At 48.8% G+C, this 23850-nt stretch carries 21 protein-coding genes; 12 read left to right on the forward strand and 9 right to left on the reverse strand.

What is annotated here, in order from left to right; all coding sequences use genetic code 11:
- Positions 1-433: 433 nt before the first annotated feature.
- Complete coding sequence (gene pssA / locus IE054_RS09595; protein ID WP_189405835.1) at positions 434-1258, reverse strand: CDP-diacylglycerol--serine O-phosphatidyltransferase; 825 nt, start codon at positions 1256-1258, stop codon at positions 434-436.
- A 247-nt stretch (positions 1259-1505) separates the two neighbouring features.
- Here pssA and xdp1 (IE054_RS09600) point away from each other — a divergent pair, with 247 nt between their 5' ends.
- The 3 genes from xdp1 (IE054_RS09600) to prsT all read left to right on the forward strand — a co-directional run bounded on the left by xdp1 (IE054_RS09600) (position 1506) and on the right by prsT (position 6363).
- A complete protein-coding gene (xdp1, locus tag IE054_RS09600) occupies positions 1506-2369 on the forward strand; it encodes an exosortase-dependent surface protein XDP1 (RefSeq protein ID WP_229805069.1) in 864 nt (287 codons plus the stop codon).
- A gap of 179 nt (positions 2370-2548) precedes the next feature.
- Positions 2549-3469 carry an exosortase-dependent surface protein XDP1 gene (gene xdp1 / locus IE054_RS09605; RefSeq protein WP_189405846.1) on the forward strand — a complete coding sequence of 307 codons (921 nt, stop codon included), beginning with the start codon at positions 2549-2551 and terminating at the stop codon, positions 3467-3469.
- Positions 3470-3552: 83 nt separating this feature from the next.
- Positions 3553-6363 (forward strand): XrtA/PEP-CTERM system TPR-repeat protein PrsT, encoded by a 2811-nt coding sequence (gene prsT, locus IE054_RS09610; protein ID WP_189405848.1) that lies wholly within the window; start codon positions 3553-3555, stop codon positions 6361-6363.
- 46 nt (positions 6364-6409) lie between these two features.
- Here prsT and clpB read toward each other — a convergent pair whose 3' ends face one another.
- From clpB to rluD, 3 genes are all read right to left on the reverse strand, one after another.
- Positions 6410-8980 carry an ATP-dependent chaperone ClpB gene (gene clpB, locus IE054_RS09615; RefSeq protein ID WP_189405850.1) on the reverse strand — a complete coding sequence of 857 codons (2571 nt, stop codon included), beginning with the start codon at positions 8978-8980 and terminating at the stop codon, positions 6410-6412.
- A gap of 238 nt (positions 8981-9218) precedes the next feature.
- On the reverse strand, positions 9219-9959 hold the full coding sequence (pgeF, locus tag IE054_RS09620) for a peptidoglycan editing factor PgeF (RefSeq protein ID WP_189405852.1): 741 nt from the start codon (positions 9957-9959) through the stop codon (positions 9219-9221).
- Positions 9956-10936, reverse strand: coding sequence for a 23S rRNA pseudouridine(1911/1915/1917) synthase RluD (gene rluD / locus IE054_RS09625; RefSeq protein WP_189405854.1), 981 nt, complete (start codon positions 10934-10936; stop codon positions 9956-9958). The genes pgeF and rluD overlap by 4 nt, the downstream gene beginning before the upstream one ends.
- A gap of 246 nt (positions 10937-11182) precedes the next feature.
- Between rluD and IE054_RS09630 the strand changes: the two genes are divergently transcribed.
- Positions 11183-11947 carry an outer membrane protein assembly factor BamD gene (locus tag IE054_RS09630; protein ID WP_189405856.1) on the forward strand — a complete coding sequence of 255 codons (765 nt, stop codon included), beginning with the start codon at positions 11183-11185 and terminating at the stop codon, positions 11945-11947.
- Positions 11948-12010: 63 nt separating this feature from the next.
- Here IE054_RS09630 and IE054_RS09635 read toward each other — a convergent pair whose 3' ends face one another.
- The 3 genes from IE054_RS09635 to IE054_RS09645 all read right to left on the reverse strand — a co-directional run bounded on the left by IE054_RS09635 (position 12011) and on the right by IE054_RS09645 (position 13989).
- Positions 12011-12688: a ChrR family anti-sigma-E factor gene (locus IE054_RS09635; protein WP_189405858.1), complete on the reverse strand. Its 678-nt coding sequence runs from the start codon at positions 12686-12688 to the stop codon at positions 12011-12013.
- Positions 12681-13292 (reverse strand): sigma-70 family RNA polymerase sigma factor, encoded by a 612-nt coding sequence (locus tag IE054_RS09640; RefSeq protein WP_189405860.1) that lies wholly within the window; start codon positions 13290-13292, stop codon positions 12681-12683. The genes IE054_RS09635 and IE054_RS09640 overlap by 8 nt, the downstream gene beginning before the upstream one ends.
- A gap of 121 nt (positions 13293-13413) precedes the next feature.
- Positions 13414-13989 carry an LON peptidase substrate-binding domain-containing protein gene (locus IE054_RS09645; RefSeq protein WP_189405862.1) on the reverse strand — a complete coding sequence of 192 codons (576 nt, stop codon included), beginning with the start codon at positions 13987-13989 and terminating at the stop codon, positions 13414-13416.
- Between the two features lie 147 nt (positions 13990-14136).
- On the opposite strand from IE054_RS09645, the gene IE054_RS09650 reads away from it, so the two are divergent.
- The 5 genes from IE054_RS09650 to IE054_RS09670 are packed head-to-tail and all read left to right on the forward strand — an operon-like array spanning position 14137 to position 18549.
- Entirely contained in the window at positions 14137-14568 is a 432-nt protein-coding gene (locus tag IE054_RS09650) for a nuclear transport factor 2 family protein (RefSeq protein ID WP_189405864.1), read from the forward strand.
- Positions 14565-15284: an SDR family NAD(P)-dependent oxidoreductase gene (locus IE054_RS09655; RefSeq protein ID WP_189405867.1), complete on the forward strand. Its 720-nt coding sequence runs from the start codon at positions 14565-14567 to the stop codon at positions 15282-15284. The genes IE054_RS09650 and IE054_RS09655 overlap by 4 nt, the downstream gene beginning before the upstream one ends.
- A 12-nt stretch (positions 15285-15296) precedes the next feature.
- Positions 15297-16562: an NAD(P)/FAD-dependent oxidoreductase gene (locus IE054_RS09660; protein ID WP_189405870.1), complete on the forward strand. Its 1266-nt coding sequence runs from the start codon at positions 15297-15299 to the stop codon at positions 16560-16562.
- The gene (locus IE054_RS09665; protein ID WP_189405874.1) at positions 16559-17296 is read left to right on the forward strand and encodes a DUF1365 domain-containing protein; all 738 of its coding nucleotides are present in this window, start codon (positions 16559-16561) and stop codon (positions 17294-17296) included. The genes IE054_RS09660 and IE054_RS09665 overlap by 4 nt, the downstream gene beginning before the upstream one ends.
- Positions 17296-18549: an SAM-dependent methyltransferase gene (locus IE054_RS09670; RefSeq protein ID WP_189405877.1), complete on the forward strand. Its 1254-nt coding sequence runs from the start codon at positions 17296-17298 to the stop codon at positions 18547-18549. The genes IE054_RS09665 and IE054_RS09670 overlap by 1 nt, the downstream gene beginning before the upstream one ends.
- 122 nt (positions 18550-18671) lie before the next feature.
- Here IE054_RS09670 and IE054_RS09675 read toward each other — a convergent pair whose 3' ends face one another.
- Both IE054_RS09675 and pomA read right to left on the reverse strand, forming a co-directional pair.
- Positions 18672-19619, reverse strand: coding sequence for a flagellar motor protein MotB (locus IE054_RS09675; protein WP_189405879.1), 948 nt, complete (start codon positions 19617-19619; stop codon positions 18672-18674).
- Between the two features lie 2 nt (positions 19620-19621).
- A complete protein-coding gene (gene pomA, locus IE054_RS09680) occupies positions 19622-20383 on the reverse strand; it encodes a flagellar motor protein PomA (protein ID WP_189405881.1) in 762 nt (253 codons plus the stop codon).
- A gap of 280 nt (positions 20384-20663) precedes the next feature.
- On the opposite strand from pomA, the gene xseB reads away from it, so the two are divergent.
- From xseB to dxs, 3 genes are read left to right on the forward strand one after another with little or no spacing between them, the layout of a single operon-like run.
- Positions 20664-20915 carry an exodeoxyribonuclease VII small subunit gene (xseB, locus tag IE054_RS09685; protein ID WP_189405883.1) on the forward strand — a complete coding sequence of 84 codons (252 nt, stop codon included), beginning with the start codon at positions 20664-20666 and terminating at the stop codon, positions 20913-20915.
- Between the two features lie 38 nt (positions 20916-20953).
- A complete protein-coding gene (gene ispA / locus IE054_RS09690; protein ID WP_189405885.1) occupies positions 20954-21844 on the forward strand; it encodes a (2E,6E)-farnesyl diphosphate synthase in 891 nt (296 codons plus the stop codon).
- 34 nt (positions 21845-21878) lie between these two features.
- Positions 21879-23744 carry a 1-deoxy-D-xylulose-5-phosphate synthase gene (gene dxs, locus IE054_RS09695; RefSeq protein WP_189405887.1) on the forward strand — a complete coding sequence of 622 codons (1866 nt, stop codon included), beginning with the start codon at positions 21879-21881 and terminating at the stop codon, positions 23742-23744.
- Positions 23745-23850 lie beyond the last annotated feature (106 nt).

A 23850-nucleotide genomic window follows, 5' to 3' on the forward strand; every position in this document is an offset into this window, starting at 1 on the left:
GAGCCATGATCAAACTCTTCAATTAAATATATCGAAAAACTTTTATGAATCGTCGGTTGACACTCTTAACGAGTGCCCACACAGATTGTCTTGTCTAAATTTTTAAAGAACATTTTGACAACCGGCATTGCCGATTGGCACGCTCTTGAGCATTTCTGCTCTTAAGCAATTCGCTAAAGGCCTTTTGTTTCGCTGCCTGAAGCGGGATACGTATGATACGTCGCACCCAAATTTTGTCAACCATTATTTTATGTTTTCTGCATAAATTTTGTGGCTGAAACTTCACTGGCTCACTCTCTTATCGAGTGTGTCCCGTTGAAGAAGCGCGCATTCTACGCATAATTTTCTGACCGTCAACACCCTTTTCCCAGAAACATAAAAAAAGCGACCTGAACGGTCGCTTTTTAAACAGATCCGGTTAAAACCGTGGGTGTTACTTATTTTCAGCTGAGTCAGTGGTATTTTTTTTCTCTTCCGCGTCCTCAGGTTTTGCATCCTGCTGCTCGAAATCGGCGTCTTCTTCGTGATCACCGACTACATCATTCAGCGTTACTTTATCTACGGTACGGAAAGTATTGATGGGGCCGGCCAGCGCATAAAGTGCGAAAACAATGAAAAGAACGAGTGCAGGCTCAGTGGCAACGACGATAAATGCCATAAGTACAACTAACAGGCCGACAAACGGTACCTTGCCGTGCCAGTCTACTTCTTTAAATGAGTTGTACTTAAAGTTACTCACCATCAGTAAACCCGCAATGCTGGTCACCAGTGCCACAATAATGCCGTAGTCATTGCCATTAATGTCGTATTCAACACCAACCCATACCAGTCCGGCTGTTACTGCTGCAGACGCGGGGCTTGCCAACCCCTGAAAGAAGCGTTTGTCAGCGATACCGACCTGCGTATTAAACCGCGCCAGACGCAATGCAGCGCCAGCCACATAGATAAAGGCTGCTAACCAGCCAAGTTTACCCAGCTCGCTCAGCCCCCAGTTGTAAGCAACCAGCGCTGGGGCTACGCCGAATGAAACCATGTCAGCCATGGAATCGAATTCAGCGCCAAAGTCGCTTTGAGTATTTGTCATTCGCGCCACACGCCCATCCAGGCCATCAAAAATCATCGCGACAAATACAGCAACTGCAGCTGCCTCAAACCGCCCGTTCATAGACGAAACCACAGCAAAAAAACCTGAGAACAGGCCTGCCGTTGTGAGCAGATTGGGCAGAAGGTAAATACCTTTTCTTTTATGTTCAGACATAGAGCCTCTGTAAACTACTTCATTCTCTGGCAATTATTCCACAAATAACACGTGTCTCATAGTCGTGGGCATCCATCACTCTCTCCCACTGGATGCGAGCACTTTATAACCAGGTATCAATAACAATACTCAACGTGTACGCCAACTCATATATTCTGACGAAGCCATGTTGAAAAAAATACCCGAAATTATCTGATGGATCCTGATGAGACATCCTATGCCGGGTAGGGAAAAAAGGATCGATACAATGACACTGTTAACGTTTAGACGTGTAGCCACCGTATTACTATTGAGCGGCGCCGCAGCCAATGCAAATGCGTCTTGGAACCATTACAAACACTGTGGTGATGATGGCGGTGAGGACAGCAGCTGTCAGTCAGCGCTTGCCGAGGCCACTTATGATCTGATTGACAATACAATCACCAGCAACAGCAGTGATCTTAATCTTAATGGGATGTCTGTAGACGTTTCCGCCTGGTCTGACACCGCTGGTTACAACGATGACATTGTTACCCAGGCACATTTAAACAGAATTAGCAGTAAATGGGGATATGGTGTACTTAATAATGATTGGGAATACGACCATAATATCCCTGACCACGCCATTGATAACGTTAACCAGTATTACTATAACGTAAAGGATTTTGACTTTGTTCTGTTTTCGTTTAGTGAGGCCACAACCCTTACTAATGCGAACTTTACGTATACCTATAATTCACGTGACACACAGGTGTCAGTGGCCGCTCTTGATAGCCTGGATGGGCTGATGTCGGGTTCTCAGCGATGGGATGAAATAGTGGCCGGTGCATTATCTGCGGGCTCTTTTGATGTAGAAAACTGTGACACCGGCTATCAGGCAAGTTTCGATTTAGGCTCACAAGCGCAATACTGGCTCGTTGGAGCTTATAATACAGTGTTTGGTGACATTGGTGGCAGAATGTATAACGATGCATTCAAACTTGCTTCCGTTGGATTTAAAGCCGGAAATAACGGAGACTCTTCTCCCTCTGCACAAGTAAGTGAGCCAGCGACACTGGGCTTACTATTGGCTGGTGGGCTGCTGGCAGGCTGGCGAAAAAAACAAGGTGAAAAAACTCACCAGAAAAAGTAAACCAAATAACGGACATGCAAGTAGGAAAACATGTCCGTTATTTTTACAATTTAACGAACCGCTTTGTCTACTTCCACACTATATTTTTGAAATATATAACAAATAAAAACTGGCCCCAATATTGCAGTAACACTGGAAATGGTGATCTTACATCATTATCTACTATCAGAGTGTAACTTATGAATTACAAAAAGCCAGTCACAATTCTCGCTCTTTTTGCAGGGCTCGTGGTGTTTTCTTCGTCGTCGATGGCCACCTGGGGTGGCGGATACCGGCACTGCGGTGGTTCGTCTAACAATACGCCGAGCTATCCAAGTGAGTGTGATTCGCCTCTGGGCGACAATACCTACAACCTTATTCATGATGGCGTAACGTCAGGGACTGATTCTTCGGTGAATAACGCTGTAAACGTCAGTGGCGTGGACGTTGTTGTTTCCTCCTGGTCTGATACAGAATCTAGTTCAAGCCAGTACAATACGGATGATATTGTGGTTTCCGCTGATCAGTACGAAATTTTTGACGGCAACAATCAGTCTTATGGTTACGGCATACTGAATGAAGACGGTGAAAAAACCTGGCATAACCCAGATCATGCGATTGACAACAACTATTACGAAAACGGTAACAGCCAATTTAAGAAGGAATACTATGCTGACTTCGACTTCGTACTGTTTTCTTTCAGTGAAGCGGTAACATTAACGGGTGCGAACTTCGGTTGGGCGCAAACTAAATCAAATTCGCAGGTATCTGTTGCTGCGTTGAGTGATATTTCACTTCTCAGTTCGGGTAGCGGAACCTGGGCTTCAATAGCTGGCGGTGCGCTGGCAAAAAATTCTTTTGATATTGAAGAATGTGAGACAGGGTATATCTCACCGTTTGATTTTACACAGTCAGCAAAATACTGGCTGGTTGGCGCATACAACGTTGCTTTCGGTGATATCACTGGTGGCCAGACATTTAACGATGCCTTCAAGCTGGCAGCGGTTGGTTTCAATAAAGGCTCACCGAATACGCCATCTCAGGTAAGCGCACCAGGTACCATTGGATTGTTTTTACTTAGCGGCCTGGCGATTGGCATGAGACGAGTACGCCGCACTTAAGAGTTTAATATTGCGGCAAAAAGACGTATCTTTTAAAGGTGGCGAAAGCCACCTTTTTTATTGGCTATCTCAGTGGACGTATTATGAAATGTGTATCATCCGGCGCAAGTCGCGGCAGGCTTTTGTCTTGTGCATTCGCACTGGCACTGCCCTTCAACGTATTCGCTACAGCATCTGAAGACTATGAAAAAGCGTTAGATGCGTTTAATTCGAAGCAGTATGAAGAGGCATATATTCATCTGCAGAATACGTTAAAGGAGGCACCCGAGAACCTTGGCGCTAAGATCCTTATGGGTAAGATCCTGCTGATAAACGGCTATTTAACGGCAGCGGAGCTGGAGTTCACTGAGGCACTGGAGTTGGGAGCTGACATCAACCTGGTTGCGGAAGCGCTAGGTAATACGTGGCTGTTCATGAACAAGTATGAAGATATTATTGCATACTCTAAGACCGGGCAGCTCACTGGAAAAGCACAACGTGACTGGCTTGAAATCAAGGCAACCGCCTGTATTCGTACCGAAGATTTTATGTGTGCTGAGCGGACTTACGAAAAACTGCGCACTCTCGCTCCTGATTCAGTTGCAGCCTTAAACGGCCTTGCGTCTATTGCTATTCAGCGAAAAGAGTTAAATAAGGCTGAGCAGTTGCTGAGCACCGCAATGCAGCAAGATGACAAAAATGCCGTTACCTGGCGCCTGAGCGGACAGTTGGCATACGCTCATGGAGACAGTAATAAAGCCATCGAGCACTTACAAACTGCACTGAGTTTTAACAATCAGGATCCCGTCGTACTTCGCAACCTTGTTGATTTGTATCTCCAGGCAAACGACTATGATCGTGCTAAGTCTTTCGTAGACCAGGCAATTGAAACAACGCCAAACGACCCGCTAGCAATTTTGTTAAACAGCTGGTTACAAAGTCGAAATTCTGATGAAGTCATAGACAACGCCGAATTGCAGCGTCTGAATCAGTTTTTAGCAGAACTTTCACCGGAGATGATCGCATCTCAGCCAATGCTACTGTACATCAGCGGTCTGACAAATTTCTTTAATAAAAACCTGGAGAAAGCCACTAAAGACTTCTCAGCCTACTTGCAGCAACAGCCGGATGACCTGCAGGCAGTATTGTTACTTGCGCAGACCTACATGCTGACCGGACAAGACAAACCGGCACTTACCTTACTGGAAAAGCACTATGACGCCTTGCTGGACGATCTTGATGCTGCACTGATGCTGGGTGACTTACTTATTAGACAAAATCGGGCATTCAAAGCTCAGACACTGGCAAACGACCTGCAGCAACGCTATCCCGAGTCCGGTCAATTGCAACTGTTTAATATTAAACTGATGGCTGCCAGGGGCAAGCAACAGCAAGCATTAGATATTCTGGATCAAAATTTTGATAGTAATCAGGACAACCCAGGGTTTATTTTCACCTATGCCATACTAAAGCTGCAAAGTGGCGACGTTGATGATGCAATAAAGGGCGCCAACCTGCTCATCGACATGTTTCCTGAAAAAGTCAGTGTTTATAATCTCAAAGCCGGCATATTGATTCGTCAAAACAAACTCAGTGAAGCAAAAGCACTGATCCAACAAGCCCTGAAGATTGACCCGACTTTCTTCCCTGCAAAATTTAATCTTGCCGCAACCCAAAGTCGATTAGGAAACATTGAGGCCTCAGACTTGCTGGTTGAAGAACTACTGACGCTCTCACCCAAGCATATGGAATCGATGATGCTTAAAGCATTCAATCTGAGCAAGCGTGGCCAGACTGAAGACGCAAAATCGGTCTATCAGGAGGTACTGACGCTCTATCCGGACGCAGCCATGGCGCGCGAAAAACTGGCATCATTGTACGTGAGCGAAGGTGATCTTGATGCCGCTACCTATCAGATTGACCGTTTACTAAAAGACGACTTTGATAACCCTGAATACCTGCTTATGAAAGCAGATTTTCTGCTACGTCAGAACAAAAGTGCTGACGCACAGAAAACCCTCGGTATCGCTTATAATTTTGTCCAGGACGATGCGGCACGACTGGTTCAATACAGTGCACTGGCGTTGCGCATGGACAATACGAAGAGCGCACTTGAAGCGCTGCAACGCGCCAAAGCGTTGAGGCCCGATGATCTCCTGCTGACTTTGCAACTGGCCAAGGTACTTATCATCAGCGGCAATACCGAAAACGCAGAGGAGATACTCGCTGAACTTAAAAACCAAGGCACTGACGATCCAAACCTTTGGCTTACACAAGGGTTATTACGCGCGGCTCAGGGTAAAGACAAGCTTGCAGTAGAAAATTATCAGCGTGCGCTAAAACTTGACCCAAACTTCTCCAAGCCACTGGTTGAGCTTTACAACTACGCGCTCAGGGAGCGCTTCGTTGATGAGTTTCTGGCGTTTGCCCGTGATATCACTCAGACACAGCCAAATAACCTGTTTGCCCGAAGTCTGCTTGCGCAGTACCTCTTTTTTATTCGTGAATTTGATGAATCCTCGGCGTTATATCAGGCACTTCTTAACGAAGACAGTATTGTGAACAAGGCGGAAATCCTGACGCGACTGGCATTGATGAGCATGGAAAATGACCTGAATACGGCCGCAAAGTATGCCAAAGAAGCATTTGCACTGGCGCCCAATGACGCCAGCGTACTGGATGCGTATGGCTGGATCCTGGCTCAGCAAGGCGAACTTGAGCAGGGCTTGAGCAGATTGCGTGAAGCCTATGCCCGCGATGCGAATAATCCTAATGTGCGCTACCACCTGGGCTACACACTGGCTAAACTGGGCCGTACAGATGAAGCCAGACAGGAACTGGAGTTTGCGGTATCCGTACGTCGGCCATTTTTCAGGCGTCCGCAGGCTAAGGCGTTGCTGGACTCGCTGAATTAAATATCATTGCGTGTACAAAAAAGCCCCTTTCGGGGCTTTTGTCATTTTACACAATCGTCAGATTATCGCCGTCTACGTCTACCCGTATGGTCGACTCTGGCACAATGTCGCCAGATAACAACCGCTGGGCCAGCGGGTTTTCAATCTGAACCTGGATGGCACGCTTAAGCGGGCGGGCGCCAAACACAGGGTCAAAACCGGCTTCAGCAAGTTTATCCAGCGCCCCGCCTGATAATTCAAGCTTATAGCCCTTCTCCGTCAAACGCCCACGTAATGACGCCAGCTGAATTTTGGCAATGGATTTGATTTGCTCTTTACCAAGCGGATGGAACACAACAATGTCATCGACCCGGTTGATAAATTCAGGCCGGAAGTGCTGACCGACGACATCCATCACCATGGCTTTCATTTCTTCGTACTGACTTTCCCGGTGCTTATCCTGGATGACATCGGAGCCAAGGTTCGAGGTCATAATCACCACCGAGTTTTTAAAGTCAACGGTGCGGCCCTGCCCGTCGGTCAGACGGCCATCATCAAGGACCTGAAGCAATATATTAAACACATCTGGATGGGCTTTTTCGACCTCATCCAGCAGGATCACTGAATAAGGCTTACGCCGGACGGCTTCTGTCAGATAGCCACCTTCCTCATAGCCGACATAGCCTGGCGGCGCACCAACCAGACGCGCCACCGAATGCTTTTCCATAAACTCTGACATATCGATACGGATCATGGCGTCTTCGGTGTCGAACATAAACCCGGCTAGCGCTTTACACAGTTCCGTTTTACCTACTCCTGTAGGTCCCAGAAACAGAAACGAGCCAATCGGCCGGTTGGGATCGGACAGGCCAGCCCGGGAGCGGCGAATTGCGTTAGCTACGGACGTCACCGCTTCATCCTGACCGACAACTCGCTTGTGCAAAACGTCTTCCATTCTCAGCAGTTTTTCACGTTCACCTTCCAGCATTTTTGAAACCGGGATCCCTGTCCACCGCGACAATACATCTGCGATTTCGGTATCTGTTACCTTATTCTTCAGCAACTGTGTTTCGCGGGTTTCACTCTCAGCGGCTCTCTCGAGCCTGGATTCCAGCTCCGGGATGCGTCCATACTGTAACTCAGACATGCGATTTAAGTCGGATGCCCGCCGAGCGATTTCAAGATCCAGCTTGGCCTGCTCAAGTTCAGACTTAATTGATTGCGTGCCCTGCATGGCTTCTTTTTCGTCCTGCCAGACTTTTTCTAACTCAGCATACTTATTCTCAGCCTGCTCACGCTCAAGTTCGATGATCTCAAGACGTTTATGACTGGCTTCGTCGGTTTCTTTCGCCAGTGCCTGTTCTTCCAGTTTCAACTGAATGATACGACGTTCAAGTTTATCCATCTCCTCCGGCTTTGAATCAATTTGCAAGCGAATACTGGACGCCGCTTCATCGATCAGATCAATGGCTTTATCCGGCAGTTGCCGGTCACTGATATACCGGTGTGATAAGGTGGCGGCAGCAACGATCGCCGGATCGGTAATATCCACCGAATGGTGTAATTCGTATCGCTCTTTAAGACCACGTAAAATCGCAATGGTATCCTCTACACTTGGCTCATCAACCAGTACTTTCTGGAAGCGCCGCTCCAGTGCCGCATCTTTCTCAATATACTGACGGTACTCGTCGAGCGTTGTCGCACCCACGCAGTGCAACTCTCCGCGAGCCAGTGCTGGTTTAAGCATGTTGCCCGCATCCATAGCTCCGTCGGTTTTGCCAGCGCCCACCATAGTGTGGAGTTCGTCAATGAAAAGAATCACCCGGCCTTCTTCTTTAGCCAGCTCGTTAAGCACAGCTTTGAGACGCTCTTCGAATTCTCCCCGGTACTTAGCGCCTGCAACCAGTGCCCCCATATCGAGCGACAGTACCCGTTTATCTTTCAGCCCTTCAGGCACTTCACCGTTGATGATCCGCTGCGCGAGCCCTTCAACAATAGCGGTTTTACCCACGCCCGGTTCACCGATAAGCACCGGATTGTTTTTGGTACGGCGTTGCAGTACCTGCACGGTGCGCCGAATTTCATCGTCACGACCAATAACCGGGTCAAGTTTGCCCTGCTCAGCCCGCTCGGTCAGATCGGTCGTGTATTTTTCAAGGGCCTGACGCACATCTTCGGCATTCGGGTCTGTGACCTTCTGACCGCCACGCATGGTATCGATGGCGTTTTCGATTTTTTCTTTGGTAATGTTCAGCTCACGCAGAATTTTTCCCAGACGCCCCTTGTCTTCAAGCGCTGCAATGAGGAAAATTTCTGAGGTGATGTAGTCATCTTTTCGTTGCTGTGCAATTTTGTCGCATAGATTAAGGAGGATGCCGCTGTCTTTACTTAGCTGGACATCACCACCAATGCCTTCAACCCGAGGCAGATGGTCAACCGCCTCACCCAGTGCTGAGCGAAGTGCGTTGACATTGATACTTGCCTGATCCAGGACCGGTCTGACCGAGCCCCCCTGCTGATTTAGCAACGCCGTCATCAGGTGAACCGGTTCGATATACTGATGGTCGCGCCCTAAAGCCAGTGATTGCGCGTCTGAAATAGCGAGCTGAAACTTGCTGGTAAATCTGTCTAATCGCATGACATAAGTCTCCCAAAATATCCTTGCATAATTTATGGGTACTGCTGAAGATGGATTCAAGCACTATGGTGGTAAATCACCTGTCGGTTTGACCTGGCGCAATGTTTGTCGGCCTGATCCAGTTCGTTGATTGACTTAACCCGTCAGTGATATCAGTCGCAAGGGCGCGGTTTGCCGGGCCCAGAACGCCCTGTTTGTTAGCAAGGAGTTCTACCCCGGACTCTGGCTTCTGGCCTGGTTAGTCGTTATTACCGGATTTGCGAATACCAATCACCGACACTTGCCTGCCGGTATTGATGTTGCCTGCATGGCTGGCGCGGCGATGGGAGAAAAAGCGCGTGCTGTCGGTATAGGTACACGCTTTTGACTGGACTACAGACCGAATGCTGCTGGCGAGAAGCTGATACTCTGCTATCAGGGGCAGATCAAGTAACGCTTTATTGTCATTACGCCGTTTTACCGCCCCAGGCACAGAGTCGAATTGCGCTGCAAGTTGCTGGTCTACTTCATAGCAGTCCCCACAGATAGCCGGACCAATCCACGCGAACAATTGTGCCGCGGGGCTTGTCATGGCTCGCACTGTATTACCAATTACACCATCAGCAAGTCCGCGCCAGCCTGCATGAATGGCGGCAACTTCAGTGCCAGTCTGATTGCATAGTAAAACGGGCACACAATCAGCCGTCATCACCGCACAACTCAGTCCGGGCGTACGACTGATCGCAGCGTCAGCCTTATGTAATGTCGCAGGTAATGTAACGACATCGTTACTGTGAACCTGTTGCAGCCAGGTAATACCCTGTGCTCCTGGCAGTAAACTACGGTTGTGCTTCACCCGGCCTGGTTCATCCCCTACATGCTCGCCAACGTTTAGGCTTGCGTAAGTTCCCTCGCTTATCCCGCCTGCACGCGTCGTCGTATAGGCAAGAATATCAGGTGGGGCTTCCCATACGGGGTAAATTAATGACAGGCCGTTCACTCACTGTCCTGATGTTCACGTGTGTCCTGCCGAACAGCATCAATAAGCGATACCATATCCGTGGGGAGCGGCGCCTGCCAGGTCATCCATTCATCGGTGCGAGGATGATACAAAGATAATTGCGCCGCATGTAATGCCTGACGCCGAAATCCGCGAAGTGTTGCCACACAGTCTTCCGATGCGCCTTTCGGTAAACGCGGTCGCCCCCCATAAGTCGGATCGCCCGCCAGCGGGTGTTTAATATGGGCCATATGCACACGAATCTGATGCGTTCTTCCAGATTCAAGTTTCAGACGGACATGCGTGTGTGCGCGAAATTTTTCAATGACCCGGTAATGCGTGACAGCAGGCTTACCAAATTCCCGGACCGCCATTAACGTGCGTTTGGTCGGGTGACGCCCAATGGGCGCATCAACAACCCCGCCGGCAACCATAGTATTTATTACCAGCGCTTCGTATTCACGACTCATTACCCGGTCCTGCAACTGGCTCACTAAGTGCGTCTGTGCCTGCAGCGTTTTGGCAACCACCATTAAGCCGGTCGTATCTTTGTCCAGCCGGTGTACAATACCCGCCCGAGGCACTTTATCAATCTCCGGTACATGAGCAAGCAAGGCATTCAGGACTGTACCACTGGAATTGCCGGCGCCGGGATGAACGACCAGGTCCGCAGGTTTATTTATTACCAGGATATCTTTATCTTCATAGACAATATCCAGATCAATATTCTGCGGCTGGCTCGCCACCTGCACATCGATCGTCGCCTGAACTTTAACCACTTCATCCCCACGCATTTTATGGCGCGGCACAGTAACAACGTCATCGTTTAGCGCTACGTGGCCGTTCTGGATCCAGGTTTTCATCTTCGAACGTGAATAATCAGGGAACAAATCAGCCAAAACCTGATCTAACCGTTGATTGAAGTGCACCGGGCTGGCTGTTGCTTCAAGTACTATTGTGTCTGTTGACTCGGTCATAACACCTAATCGTTGGGTAAAAACGACATTATAACAAAGGACGGTGTGGATGAGGCAGGCATTTAGCCACTATCGCGTAATACTCTGGCCATCGTGGTTCAGGAGGGCATCGTCAGGAATCACCGGCCTGGTCCCGAACGATTGAGAATTTGTATGGTCATTGCGGTGCTCAGTCGTTAGAATGACCAGCTTAAACCGCACAGGCAGCGACAAACTTACTGTTTTAGCAGGAAACGAAAGAATATTATGAAGTCATTTCGAATTTTAGCGCCTCTCTTTATTAGTGCAGCCGTGGGATTGAGCGGCTGCAGCTCGTCCAGCGACGAAGAAAAAGCTGCGCTGGCCAATATGGGTGCGCAGCAGCTCTATGAAAAAGCAAAAACCAGTATGGAGGTAGGCAACTTCAGCCTTGCTGCTGATACCCTCAGCACCCTGGACTCCCGCTATCCGTTTGGCCCATTGTCGCATCAGGTACAGCTTGATCTCATTTACAGCTATTACAAGTCAGGTAAAACAGAAGAAACTCTGGCTACCGTTGATCGGTTCATACGTCTGAACCCTAACCATTCGGATGTCGACTACGCTTACTACATGCGTGGCCTGACGAATATGGAATCAGACAGTAACCTGTTTCAGGAAATGATGAACATTGACCGCTCCGACCGTGACCCTGCCAAATCCCGTGAGGCCTTTAATGACTTTCGTCGGCTTGTAGAGCAATACCCAAACAGCAAGTATGCCGCTGACGCGCGCAAGCGGATGCTCTATATCAAGGAACGGCTGGCCAAGTATGAAATTGCCATCGCACGGTTTTACATGCGTCGTGAAGCATTTGTCGCCGCCGCTAACCGTGGTCGGTATGTACTTGAACACTTTCCTGATTCCACTCAGGTTCAGCAGGCACTTGAAATAATGGTATCAAGCTATGAACAACTGGGGTTAACAGAATTGCGGGATAATGCGATGAAAACGCTGAAGCTAAACTACCCTGATAGTGACTTTATAAGTTAAGTAAGGGTGTACTGAAAAGAGCTGCTTCGGCAGCTTTTTTGGTTTTTCCGGTTTGCAGAAATATCAGCGAAAAAATAAGTGACTGAAAGGGTTAAGTAAACGCGCAATACCCGAGGTAAAGTGTAATGGCTGATCAACAATGCTGAACACCAGACACCCTTCGGTATCATCGGAATGGGGAGCATGAGTATGCTCGCCATTCATATAAATAAAATCGCCGGAATCGTAGGTGTTTAGTCCATCGCAAAATTCACCACTTAGCACCAGCGTATATTCGCAACCACGGTGCGTGTGCTCGGGGACACTGCCCCCCCTTCCCATGTAGATAAAATGTGCGACCCCAGCCTCGCCAAGGTCAACTGGGGCTTGCCATAATCGACCCACCAGCCCTGACCAGTTGCCCATAGAAGACGCATACCGTCGCAACGTTCTCGGTAGCTCGAACTTACGGCCATCAAGCTCAATAGCAGATGGTGCTGCTTTAGGTGAAAGGTAAGTCGCCTCATCAGCAGGGACCTGCGTGATACTGGCAAACATGGATTTATAAATCTGATCTTCGGTATGGGACGATGTTGCTGGCTCATCGAATTCCAGCGCTGCGCGTTCCACCTCATCTGCCACCCTGGTTTCACACCGACTGCACATATCGCAGTGGGCGGAGACCATAAGAGATTCAACTGGTGACAGCGTGCCCTCAGCAAATGCTGTTAACTGCTCAGGGCTCGGATGGAACTTAATCATTGTCGTGTAGCATACCCTTTAATCGCTGCAACGCCAGTCGCGTTCTTGATTTTACCGTTCCCAGAGGAATAGTCAGTTCATCTGCCACTTCCTGTTGCGATTTTCCGTCGATGTATATCGCTTCAATCACTGCTTTTTGTTTAACAGGAAGGGATTCAAACATATATCCGATTTGCTCAAGTGTCACTTGCTGGTCCAGCGACGCTTCATTTGCATCTGCAGTCTGTTCACAGAGTATTGGCCACAGGTCATCAGAGCAAACATCTTCTTTGCGATTCTGTAACTTTCTCAACATATCGAAACGGATATTACGAGCAATGGTAAATATCCAGGTCGAAGGCGATCCTTTCTCCGCATTAAACAAATGCGCTTTTTGCCAGACGTTTGACATTGTGTCCTGAACCAGCTCCATTGCCAGCGCTTCATTTCCCATCTGCTTTAACGCATACGATCTTAGTCGGGGCGCAAAGTAATTAAAGACCTTGGCGAACGAACGTTTACATCGGGTCTCGGCAACCTCAACGATGTAAGCTGACATTTCGCTTGCGCATTCTTTAGGTTTAACTGTGTTATTGCTTTGATCCAGAGGAATTCCAACTAACATATGACTCGTCCGTTTATCCGTGTGGTTACCAGACTGACTATAGGTGCGGTAAAGAAACCCGTTTCTGCAAGCAATACCCATACAACCGTAAATTTTGCAGGTTTGAGAAAATATTACATGTTTATTCGATCAATGCAGACAAGTAGTTCATTAACTTTTTGCAATCTTGCTGTTGTAAAAAGTGCTGTTTTTGTCGTGCATCAACAGGAAGGAGCTCCAGCCACCTTTGCATAACCCATACTGGGTTATCAAAATCCGGGGCGTCATACATTGCTCCCAACTCATGATATTGCTCAAATATTTCTTTAAGCCGCTCGTCCATAGGCGCGATTTGCTGAGGCGTGATATCGCAATTCCAAGGTTGAATTGGACTGCAGTCGCCAATTCTCAATCCGTCGAACTCGGTGCGGATGTTACTTACCTCAACACTATGGATACCAGCAACCTTTATGCCAAGCAGTCCGTCTTCAAGCAAATCAAAATCAATTACCTCTGCATACGTACCAATAGAGTAGATGTGTTCATTTTTATTTTTGTCACCCGTGGCATTAAGCATACACATCACAAACCCACGCCCACTGGCGCATGCGTGCTTCACCATTCTGATGTAGCGCGGCTCAAATATACGCAATGACATTCTTCCGCCCTGCAGTAAATGTGCAGACAACGGAAAAAGCGGAAGCTCGGATTCGTTCATATTAAGTACAGCTTTTTAATTCTGCTTTCGTTACGCACCGTGTAGATTTTTGGATCGCGCGTGAAAAGTTTTCACACTCTGGACTAAATCTTTGATCCCACGTATAACTTTCGATGTATTGAGGGAAAATTAAGATATGGGCATGCCATGTACGCCATTACCCGATTCAAGGAGCTATATCAGGAGTTGTCATCGCTTAACCCGGATGATCTCGGGTTGCTGTATGCAGATGATGTGGTGTTCATTGATCCAATCACTACCCACCGGGGTCTGACCGCTGTTACCCAATATTTCTCTGCGCTAACCGAGCATGCTGAGTCATGTCAGTTTGACATTGATAATGTCATTGCCTGTGAAAAAAACGCGCAACAGATTACGCATGTTGTTACCTGGACAATGACGCTGATCATCAATAAACGACGCCCCACCATTACGCTTGACGGCATTACACAGTTACGAATTTGTAATGATCGTATTACCTACCATCGCGATTACTATGACTTAGGCGAAATGGTTTACGAACACATTCCGATCTTGGGGTGGTTCGTTAAGAAAGTGAAGAAAAGGCTGGCAACATGAAAAAAATGCTCATAACCGGCGCAACCTCCGGAATTGGAAAAGCATTGGCTGAACATGCAGCACAACAAGGCTACGAGGTAATCGCGTGTGGCCGTAATCAGGATGCGCTGGCGGAACTAAGCGCGCATGACAATATTACCGGCTGTCAGTTTGATGTGAGTGATGAAGCTGAGACACGTACAACGTTATCTGGACAGGCATTTGATATCGCCGTACTCAACGCAGGTACCTGCGAATATGTCGATATTGATGATTTCGAGCCAGACATGTTCAGGCGGGTTTTTGAGCCTAACTTTTTTGGTGTGGTTAATTGCGTAAATGGCCTCCTGCCAAACCTGAATGAATCAAAGCAACTCGTAATTGTTGACAGCATGGCAAGACTATTCCCGTTCACACGCTCTGAGGCTTACGGGGCCAGCAAAGCCGCATTGCATTACTTTACAAAAAGTCTGGAAGTTGATCTTGAACGTCGTGGTGTGTGTGTCCAAAGTGTCTCTCCTGGCTTTGTCGAAACGCCGCTCACCGACAAAAACGACTTTGAAATGCCGATGATTATCAGCGCAGAGAAGGCAGCCAAAGATTTACTTACCGGCATTGAGAAGCAAAGACGCAGTATCTTTTTCCCTACCCTGTTCGGTCTGATCCTGCGTACCATGCATAATTTACCTGCGCCACTTCAGCGTGCACTGTCCATTTCGATGAGAGATAAGCAGTAGGATAGTTTTAAAATGACCCAACGAATTGCTGTAATTGGTACCGGTATTGCCGGCCTCACCTGTGCTCATTTGCTCCACCGTGAGCATGATATCGCCGTATTCGAAGCCAACGACTATATCGGCGGGCATACGGCCACAAAAACCGTTGAAACGAAGCACCAGACGCTTGCGATAGATACAGGCTTCATTGTCTTCAACGACTGGACCTACCCGAATTTTATTAAACTACTGGACAAGCTGGGCGTCGAATATCAGGCATCTGAAATGAGTTTTTCAGTGGTCAGTGAAGCGGCCAACCTTGAATACAACGGTCACGATGCATCGAGTTTGTTTGCTCAGCGCCGTAATTTACTTCGGCCTCGCTTCTGGGGGTTTTTGTATGACATTGTGAGATTTAATAAAGCCTGTAAGAAAATGCTCAGAGATGGGCGCGACACCGACGCAATGACACTGGGTGACTGTATTGATGAACTGAACCTTGGGAAAGATTTTGAGGTCTATTACATTCTGCCGATGTGCGCGGCAATCTGGTCGTCAACACTCGCCCAGACACGCGCATTCCCGCTGACGTTTTTCCTGCGCTTTTTTAACAATCACGGTTTACTGAATATTACTAACCGACCTCAGTGGTATACCGTTAAAGGCGGCTCCAACCAGTATGTGTCTCCGCTAATCGAACCCTTTAAACATGCTATTCACCTGTCGACTCCCGTTAGGCGGGTAAGCAAAACAGAAAATGGCTGGCGCGTGACGCCTGAGAATGGCGTTGAGGCTGAGTTCGATCATGTCATTTTTGCCTGCCACAGCGATCAGGCTCTTGCACTATTAGACGCCCCGACAGACGCACACCGCTCAATCTTAGGCGCAATACCTTACGTCATGAACGATGTAGTGCTGCATACTGATACGCGCATTCTGCCGAAGCGAAGACGCGCATGGGCCAGCTGGAACTATCGACTGAGAAACGAAGAAAACAATGCGCAAATGCCAGCGACTGTGACCTACAATATGAACATTTTACAGCGTCTGGACTGTGAACAAACATACTGCGTCACCCTAAACGACACTGACAATATCGCCCCAGACACCATTGTTGGCCAGTATCGCTATGCACACCCTCAGTTCAGTGAAGCATCTGTGGCTGCCCAGCAAAGGCGGGATGAAATATGCGGGCAGGACAATCTGCACTTTTGTGGCGCTTACTGGTATAACGGGTTTCATGAGGATGGTGTTCGCAGCGCACAGGATGTTGCGCAACGGTTTGGAGCGTATTTGTGACAGACAGCGCACTTTATACAGGTAAAGTTTACCATCAGCGTTTTTTACCCACGCAGCATCAGTTTTCATACCGAATTTACCTGTTCTGGTTAAAACTGAACGAACTGGATACTGTCAGCCAGGAAGTTAAACATTTTTCATCTTCTTCTTTTTCTCTGGCACAATTCAAACGTTCCGATTATCTTGGAGACCCGGGTCAACCGCTTGAAAAATCAGTACTTATTAAAATGTCTTCGTTAAACGGCGCACCACTTACCGGTGACATATATATGCTTGGTCAGATTCGTATGCTGGGCATGTATTTTAGTCCGGTTAATTTCTATTACCTGCGACAACCCGACGGACAATACAGTCATATGCTTGCCGAGGTGAGTAATACTCCGTGGAACGAAAGACATTACTACCTGGTTGATTTAGAAGAACAACATTCAACCGAGAAAGCGTTTCATGTGTCACCGTTTAACCCAATGGATATGACATACCACTGGTCAATCTCACATCCTGGTGAGCATTTGTCACTGGCCATGGAGTGCGTCAGGGAGCAAAAGGAGTTTACCGCGGGTATCAGTCTGAAACGACAGCCGCTGAACTCTGCCACACTGGCCAGCGTAATGAAACGCACACCAAGCATGACACTGAAAACGGTAGGCGGTATCTACTGGCAGGCACTAAAGCTCTGGCTTAAACGAACACCGCTGTACTCTCATCCAGGAGCGAGTCAGGAGAACAAATAATGTCACAAGGTGAATCAGTAATACCCCAGCAACTCTCGATCTCGCTAACTGATAAGATCTGCAGAGGGCTGTTTCTTAAATGTCTGTCTGTGGTTCCCCATGGGTCAATTACTATTTACGAAAATGGAGAAATGGTCGGGCAGTTTGGCGAACGTCACAGCGATCTTAATGCGCACGTCAATATACTCGACGCGGTTGCGTACCGCAGACTAATGTTTGGTGGCAGTGTGGCGGCCGGTGAAACCTACATGGACAGACAATGGACTACCGATGATTTAACATCTGTTATCCGCATTTTTGCCCGCAACCTGCCTACCCTGGATCATTGGGAAGGAAAGTTTAAATGGCTGTCGATGCCGCTGATGAAACTGGCCCACTTCGCCAATCGCAACACCCACCAGCAGGCAAAGAAAAATATTGAAGCGCATTATGACCTGGGGAATAAACTTTACTCGCGTTTTCTTGACGACAGTATGATGTACTCATCGGCTATCTACCCTCAGCCACACGCCAGCCTCGCTGACGCACAGCAAAACAAGCTCAAAACCATTTGTGACAAATTGCAGCTTAGCGAAAACGACCACTTGCTTGAAATCGGCACCGGCTGGGGAGGCCTGGCCGTTTACGCCGCTAAACATTACGGGTGCAGGGTAACGACGACAACCATTTCCGAAGAGCAGCATACGTATGCGGGAGAATGGATAGCCAGAGAAGGCCTGAGTGATCACATCACCTTGCTTAAGAAAGATTACCGCGAGTTAGCCGGCCAGTACGACAAACTGGTTTCGATTGAAATGATTGAAGCAGTCGGCCGACAGTATTTGGGTAACTTCTTTGCTAAATGCACTTCGCTGCTTAAAGATAACGGGTTAATGCTTCTTCAATCCATAACTATTGATGACAGACGCTATGACAGTTATGCCAATAGTGTGGACTTTATTCAGAAATACATTTTCCCGGGCGGCTTTCTGCCCTCTCAGTTTGAGTTAAATGCACACCTTAAGCGCTACAGCGACCTGATGATCAGAGATCTGCAGGATATTGGTCTGGATTACGCCAAAACACTGGATGACTGGTATCAGGCATTCAGCCGTGCCGGCAACAGCCTGCTGAATGACGGATACGATGAGCGCTTTCTTCGTATGTGGACATATTATCTCAAGTATTGTGAAGGCGGCTTTTTAGAGCGAACCATCAGCACCGTGCAATTGTTGCTGAGCAAGCCCCACTTTCGACAGGCCCTGGTCCGTTAATACCACGCAGACGCTGACTCGCTTGCTAAGCTCTCCTCACAGATGTCTCTGCTTAGTGGCAAAGCAGCGTGCGCCACTGTTGTGACGTGGCATCATCAGGTCGCTAAGCGCTGTGAATTCGGTTACGGCTGCTGAGAATCTTCAATCACTGAAATGGGCTTCGATATCATCGGTTTACCCTGATTTATATTGATTTCAACACGACGGTTTCTGGCCCTGTCCTCAGCCGTCTCGGCATCCTCGATCAGCGGCTGTGTATCTGCTTTTCCGACGACCTGCATTCGGGATTCATCAAAGCCTGGCGCTCTGCGCATTGCTTCGGCAACGGCAACGGCTCGCTGAGACGAAAGATCCCAGTTTGAACTGTACAGCTCATTCGATATTTGCTGTCCGTCGCTATGCCCTGCTACCTGCACTTCACCCGGCACGTCTGCCAGTAACGCTCCTATTTTTCTCAATACCGGCTGAAACTGAGGCTGCAAAAATGCCGAACCGGCAGAGAAGGAGCCATTTTCACGGATACGGATAGTAAGTTGCTGTCCTAATGACTCCATTTCGATAGACCCATCAAGGATCTCTTTTTGCAGTTGCTGGGCAACCTTTTTCATCAGCTCATTGACTTCACTTTCATCTGCACTTTGTGAAGCAGAGGCTGATTGCGCATCCGCTGTTTGCCGGGACTGGCCGCCACGCTGGGTGCCCCGTTGTTTTTGACGCCCTCCCGCAGAGTCTTCATCACCGGCCTGAAACTCCAGCATCTGCTGGGTCATTTCTATAGTTTGTTGCTGTATCGTTTCAATGGGCGTGGGATCCGGTCGTCCCGGCCGAAACTCCATAGCAATCACACTGGTGCCTTTTGGAATGTCTTTAACTTCGATCTTGTTCTGGACACCAAAGGCAAACTTCATAGACCCGGCTATCTGCTTAAATTTGAGCACGTCCATCTCGGAAAACGCCAGCAACAACACGAAAAAACACATCAGCAATGACATGAGATCGGCAAAGGTCCCCATCCAGGCAGGCAGCCCCTCGGGGGGGCATTTCGGGCACTCGTCTTCTTCAGTTGCCATGTTTATTCGTCCTCACCGGTACCACGCTTATTGGCTGCCAGATAATTCTTTAATATGCCTTCAATAACTCTTGGATTCTGACCATCTGCGATGCCGACGATGCCATCAAGCACCAGCTTCTGATTGAGCTTCTCTTCTTCTACTCTGTTTTTAAGTTTAAGTGAAATTGGCAGGCACACCACATTCGCCAGAAACGCACCATAAAGGGTTGTCAATAGCGCAACCGCCATCGCAGGTCCAATGGCCTTCGGGTCATCCATGTTGGAAAGCATCGCTACCAGACCAATTAGCGTACCTATCATCCCCATGGCAGGGGCCACATCGCCCATATTCTTAAAGATGGTAGCGCCAAACTCATGCCGCTCCGTGGTCATCGCGATATCCTTGCTCAGCGTTTCCCGCACAACTTCGATATCATGGCCATCCACCAGCATGTCCACGCCTTTTTGCATAAACGGGTTGTCAATTTCTGCTTCTTCCAACGCGAGAAACCCGCCCTTACGCGCTGCATCTGCCATCTCTACGATCTTTTCGATCAGCGACTCAGGCGAATCAATCTTGAACATGAAGGCCTTGCCCGCAATTTTACCTGCGCCAAAAAACTGGCCCAGGGTAAATTGGGACAATACGACAAACAGAGTTCCACCAAACACAATTAAGATCGAAGGAACATTGATGAACATGGCCATGTTGCCGCCCAGGATCATGGCCATAACCACAAATCCGATTGCCCCTAACATGCCTATGATGGTTGCTAAATCCACTCACTCATCCTCTTTTTGCAGACGCATTTGATTTTGTAGAGGCACCAGTCGGGCAACTGGTACTCATGACAGTTATTCTATCGGCATCACACAGGATTTCTATAACCTTGTGTGCTAATTCACCTGATATACCAATAACTAAGCACCTCCACAACCAATATCGTATCTCCTTAAACGCCCGCACAGAGAGCGCCGCACGGCGACATAAAACCATTTGACCCTCCTGCGCCCCTCGGTTAATGTGCGCGTAACTTTTTATTGCAATAAGGACACAGTGATTGTGACTGATAAGCCATCATCTCCTTCTTTCGAAGAATCCCTTGCAGAGTTGGAGTCAATAGTCAACGACATGGAGAATGGCGATCTTCCGCTCAATGAGGCGCTCGAAAAATTCGAGCGAGGGATCAGCCTGTCCAGATTGAGCCAGCAATCGCTGGAGAGGGCACAGCAAAAAGTTCAGATCCTGCTTAAGGAAAATGGCGAGGAAAGCCTGGCTGACTTTTCAGAGCCGGATGCACCTGACGCGCCATAGACTCATCACACCCTGATGCAGTATAAACGGAATATATCATGACAATTACGGCTCTACACTCTCAGGTAAAAGCTGACACGGATGAAGCGCTACTCGATATGCTGGCGTCTTTCCCTGATCATGCACCACAGTTAAAGGCGGCAATGCAGCACGCACTGCTTGCCGGGGGAAAGCGTCTGCGTCCATTGTTGGTGCACGTTGTTGGCGAAGTGCTGGCACTGGATAAATCAGACTGCATGACGATTGCCTGCGCCGTAGAGTGTATCCATGCTTACTCGCTGGTGCATGATGATCTTCCGGCCATGGACGATGATGACTTACGCCGGGGTAAACCAACGTGCCATGTTGCCTTTGATGAAGCAACGGCCATTCTGGCCGGCGATGCGCTGCAAACACTGGCCTTTTCTATTATTGCTGATGCGCCAATGGCGGATACCGGGCATGCCCGGCGCGCAGGCCTGGTATCGATGCTTGCCCGGGCATCAGGCTATTTAGGCATGTGTGGTGGCCAGGCAATTGATCTTGCTGCAACAGGAAAAGAAGTATCAGTCGAGGCGCTCACTCAGTTACACTCGCTGAAGACAGGGGCGCTACTGCGTGTCTGTGTGGAAATGGCTACGCATGTGGCAGATGATCTTGATGCAGAACACCGTTCTGCCCTGATCCGCTTCGCCGATGCCATCGGTCTGGCCTTTCAGGTACAGGATGATATTCTGGATGTGGAAGGATCCAGCGATACCACAGGCAAACCCGCCGGGTCTGATGTTGCACTAGGTAAGAGCACTTACCCCGCCCTGCTGGGGCTGCAAGCCGCAAAGTCTGAACTTGACCGGCTTCATCAACAGGCACTTCAGGCCTTGCAGGGATTACCCTACAATACACACCTGCTGGTCGCGTTTAGCGAACTGCTGGTAAAGCGTGATCATTAGCCACGCATCACGTCATTAGCTTAAGACAATAACAATGAGTTTAGATATAACGCACTATCCAACGCTGGCATTAGCCCAGTCACCGGAACAGCTTCGCAAGCTTTCACAGGAAAAGTTAAAAACCTTATCTGAAGAATTACGGGAATACCTGCTGAACTGCGTTAGTCAGAGCAGTGGCCATTTTGCATCAGGACTGGGGACTGTAGAACTGACTGTCGCCCTGCACTACGTCTATAACACACCATTCGACCGGTTGTTATGGGATGTTGGCCATCAGGCATACCCTCACAAAATTCTCACTCAGCGCGCTGCGCGTATGTCGACTATCCGCAAAAAAGAGGGTCTGCATCCGTTTCCGTGGCCACCGGAAAGTGATTACGACACATTCGCAGTGGGCCACTCCTCTACCACTATTAGCGCCGGACTGGGTATGGCAGTGGCCGCTGAAAAAGAAGGTGCGGGGCGCAAAGTTGTTTCTGTCATCGGTGATGGTGCCATGACCGCTGGCATGGCCTTCGAAGCACTCAACCATGCCGGTGATATCAAAAAAGATATGGTGGTGGTACTCAATGACAATGAGATGTCGATCTCTGAAAACGTGGGTGCGCTGAATAGCCATCTGGCACGGCTGCTTACCGGCAACTTCTTCAATACCATTCGTGACGGCGGCAAAAAACTGCTCAGCAATGTACCGCCAATCAAAGAATTTGCCAGTCGTGCCGAAGAGCACATTAAAGGCATGGTTGTGCCTGGCACCATTTTCGAAGAGCTGGGCTTTAACTACATCGGGCCAATTGATGGCCATGACGTGAATGCCATGGTCGATACGCTGCGCAATATGCGCAACTTTAAAGGCCCCCAGCTTCTGCATGTCGTGACCCGTAAAGGTAAAGGGTATGCGGTCGCAGAAGAAGATCCTATCAAGTTTCACGCCGTCCCAAAATTCAATCCCAAAGACAATGCCCTGCCAGCATCTAAGCCGGGCGCGCCGTCTTTTTCTGCAATTTTTGGGCAGTGGCTGTGTGATATGGCTGACAAGGACTCCAAACTGATGGCGGTCACGCCAGCTATGCGGGAAGGCTCCGGCATGGTCAAGTTCTCTCAGGCGCACCCTGATAAGTATTTTGATGTAGCCATTGCCGAGCAGCATGCGGTAACGTTTGCTGCAGGCCTTGCCAAAGATGGCTACCACGCTGTCGTCGCAATTTATTCAACGTTTTTGCAGCGTGCTTATGATCAGCTGATACATGATGTCGCCCTGCAAAATCTGCCGGTGTTGTTTGCAATCGACCGTGCTGGCATCGTAGGTGCCGATGGCCCCACACACCAGGGGGCGTTCGATATCGCGTACCTGCGCTGTATTCCGAATATGCTGATCATGACGCCGGCTGATGAGGCAGAGTGTCGCAATATGCTGTACACCGGTCATATAGCGGGTCAGCCAGCGGCTGTGCGCTATCCCCGTGGCGCAGGTATTGGTGAGCAGCCAGCGCAGCAGATGACCGCGCTGACGCCTGGTAAATCACGACGTTTACGTGATGGCAAACGCATCGCCATTCTGAATTTTGGTACTCTGCTTCCTTACGCGCTTGAGGCCGCTGACAAGTTAGATGCGACACTGATTGATATGCGCTTCGTAAAGCCGCTTGATACTGATGCCATTGAAACTGCCGCCGCAGAGCATGAACTGCTGGTTACACTTGAGGATGGCTGTCGAAAAGGCGGCGCTGGCTCAGCAGTGATGGAGCACCTGCAGGACGCAGGGATCTTAAAGCGAGTGCTGACCATTGGGCTTCCGGACAGCTTTATTCTGCAAGGCACGCAACAGGAAATGTACGAAAAGCACGGACTGGATACACAAGGTATTCTTAAAACAATACGCGCGCTGCAGCAGGGTTAACGCTAACAGCGCCGGCCTTGTCCTGAGATAACCGGCGCTTTCCTGACGTTTTCAGATAATTTTCGGCCGTCAGGAATAACCTTGGGTTTCTGATCAACTTTTCGCC

This window comes from Alteromonas halophila, assembly GCF_014651815.1.
GTDB lineage: Bacteria > Pseudomonadota > Gammaproteobacteria > Enterobacterales > Alteromonadaceae > Alteromonas > Alteromonas halophila.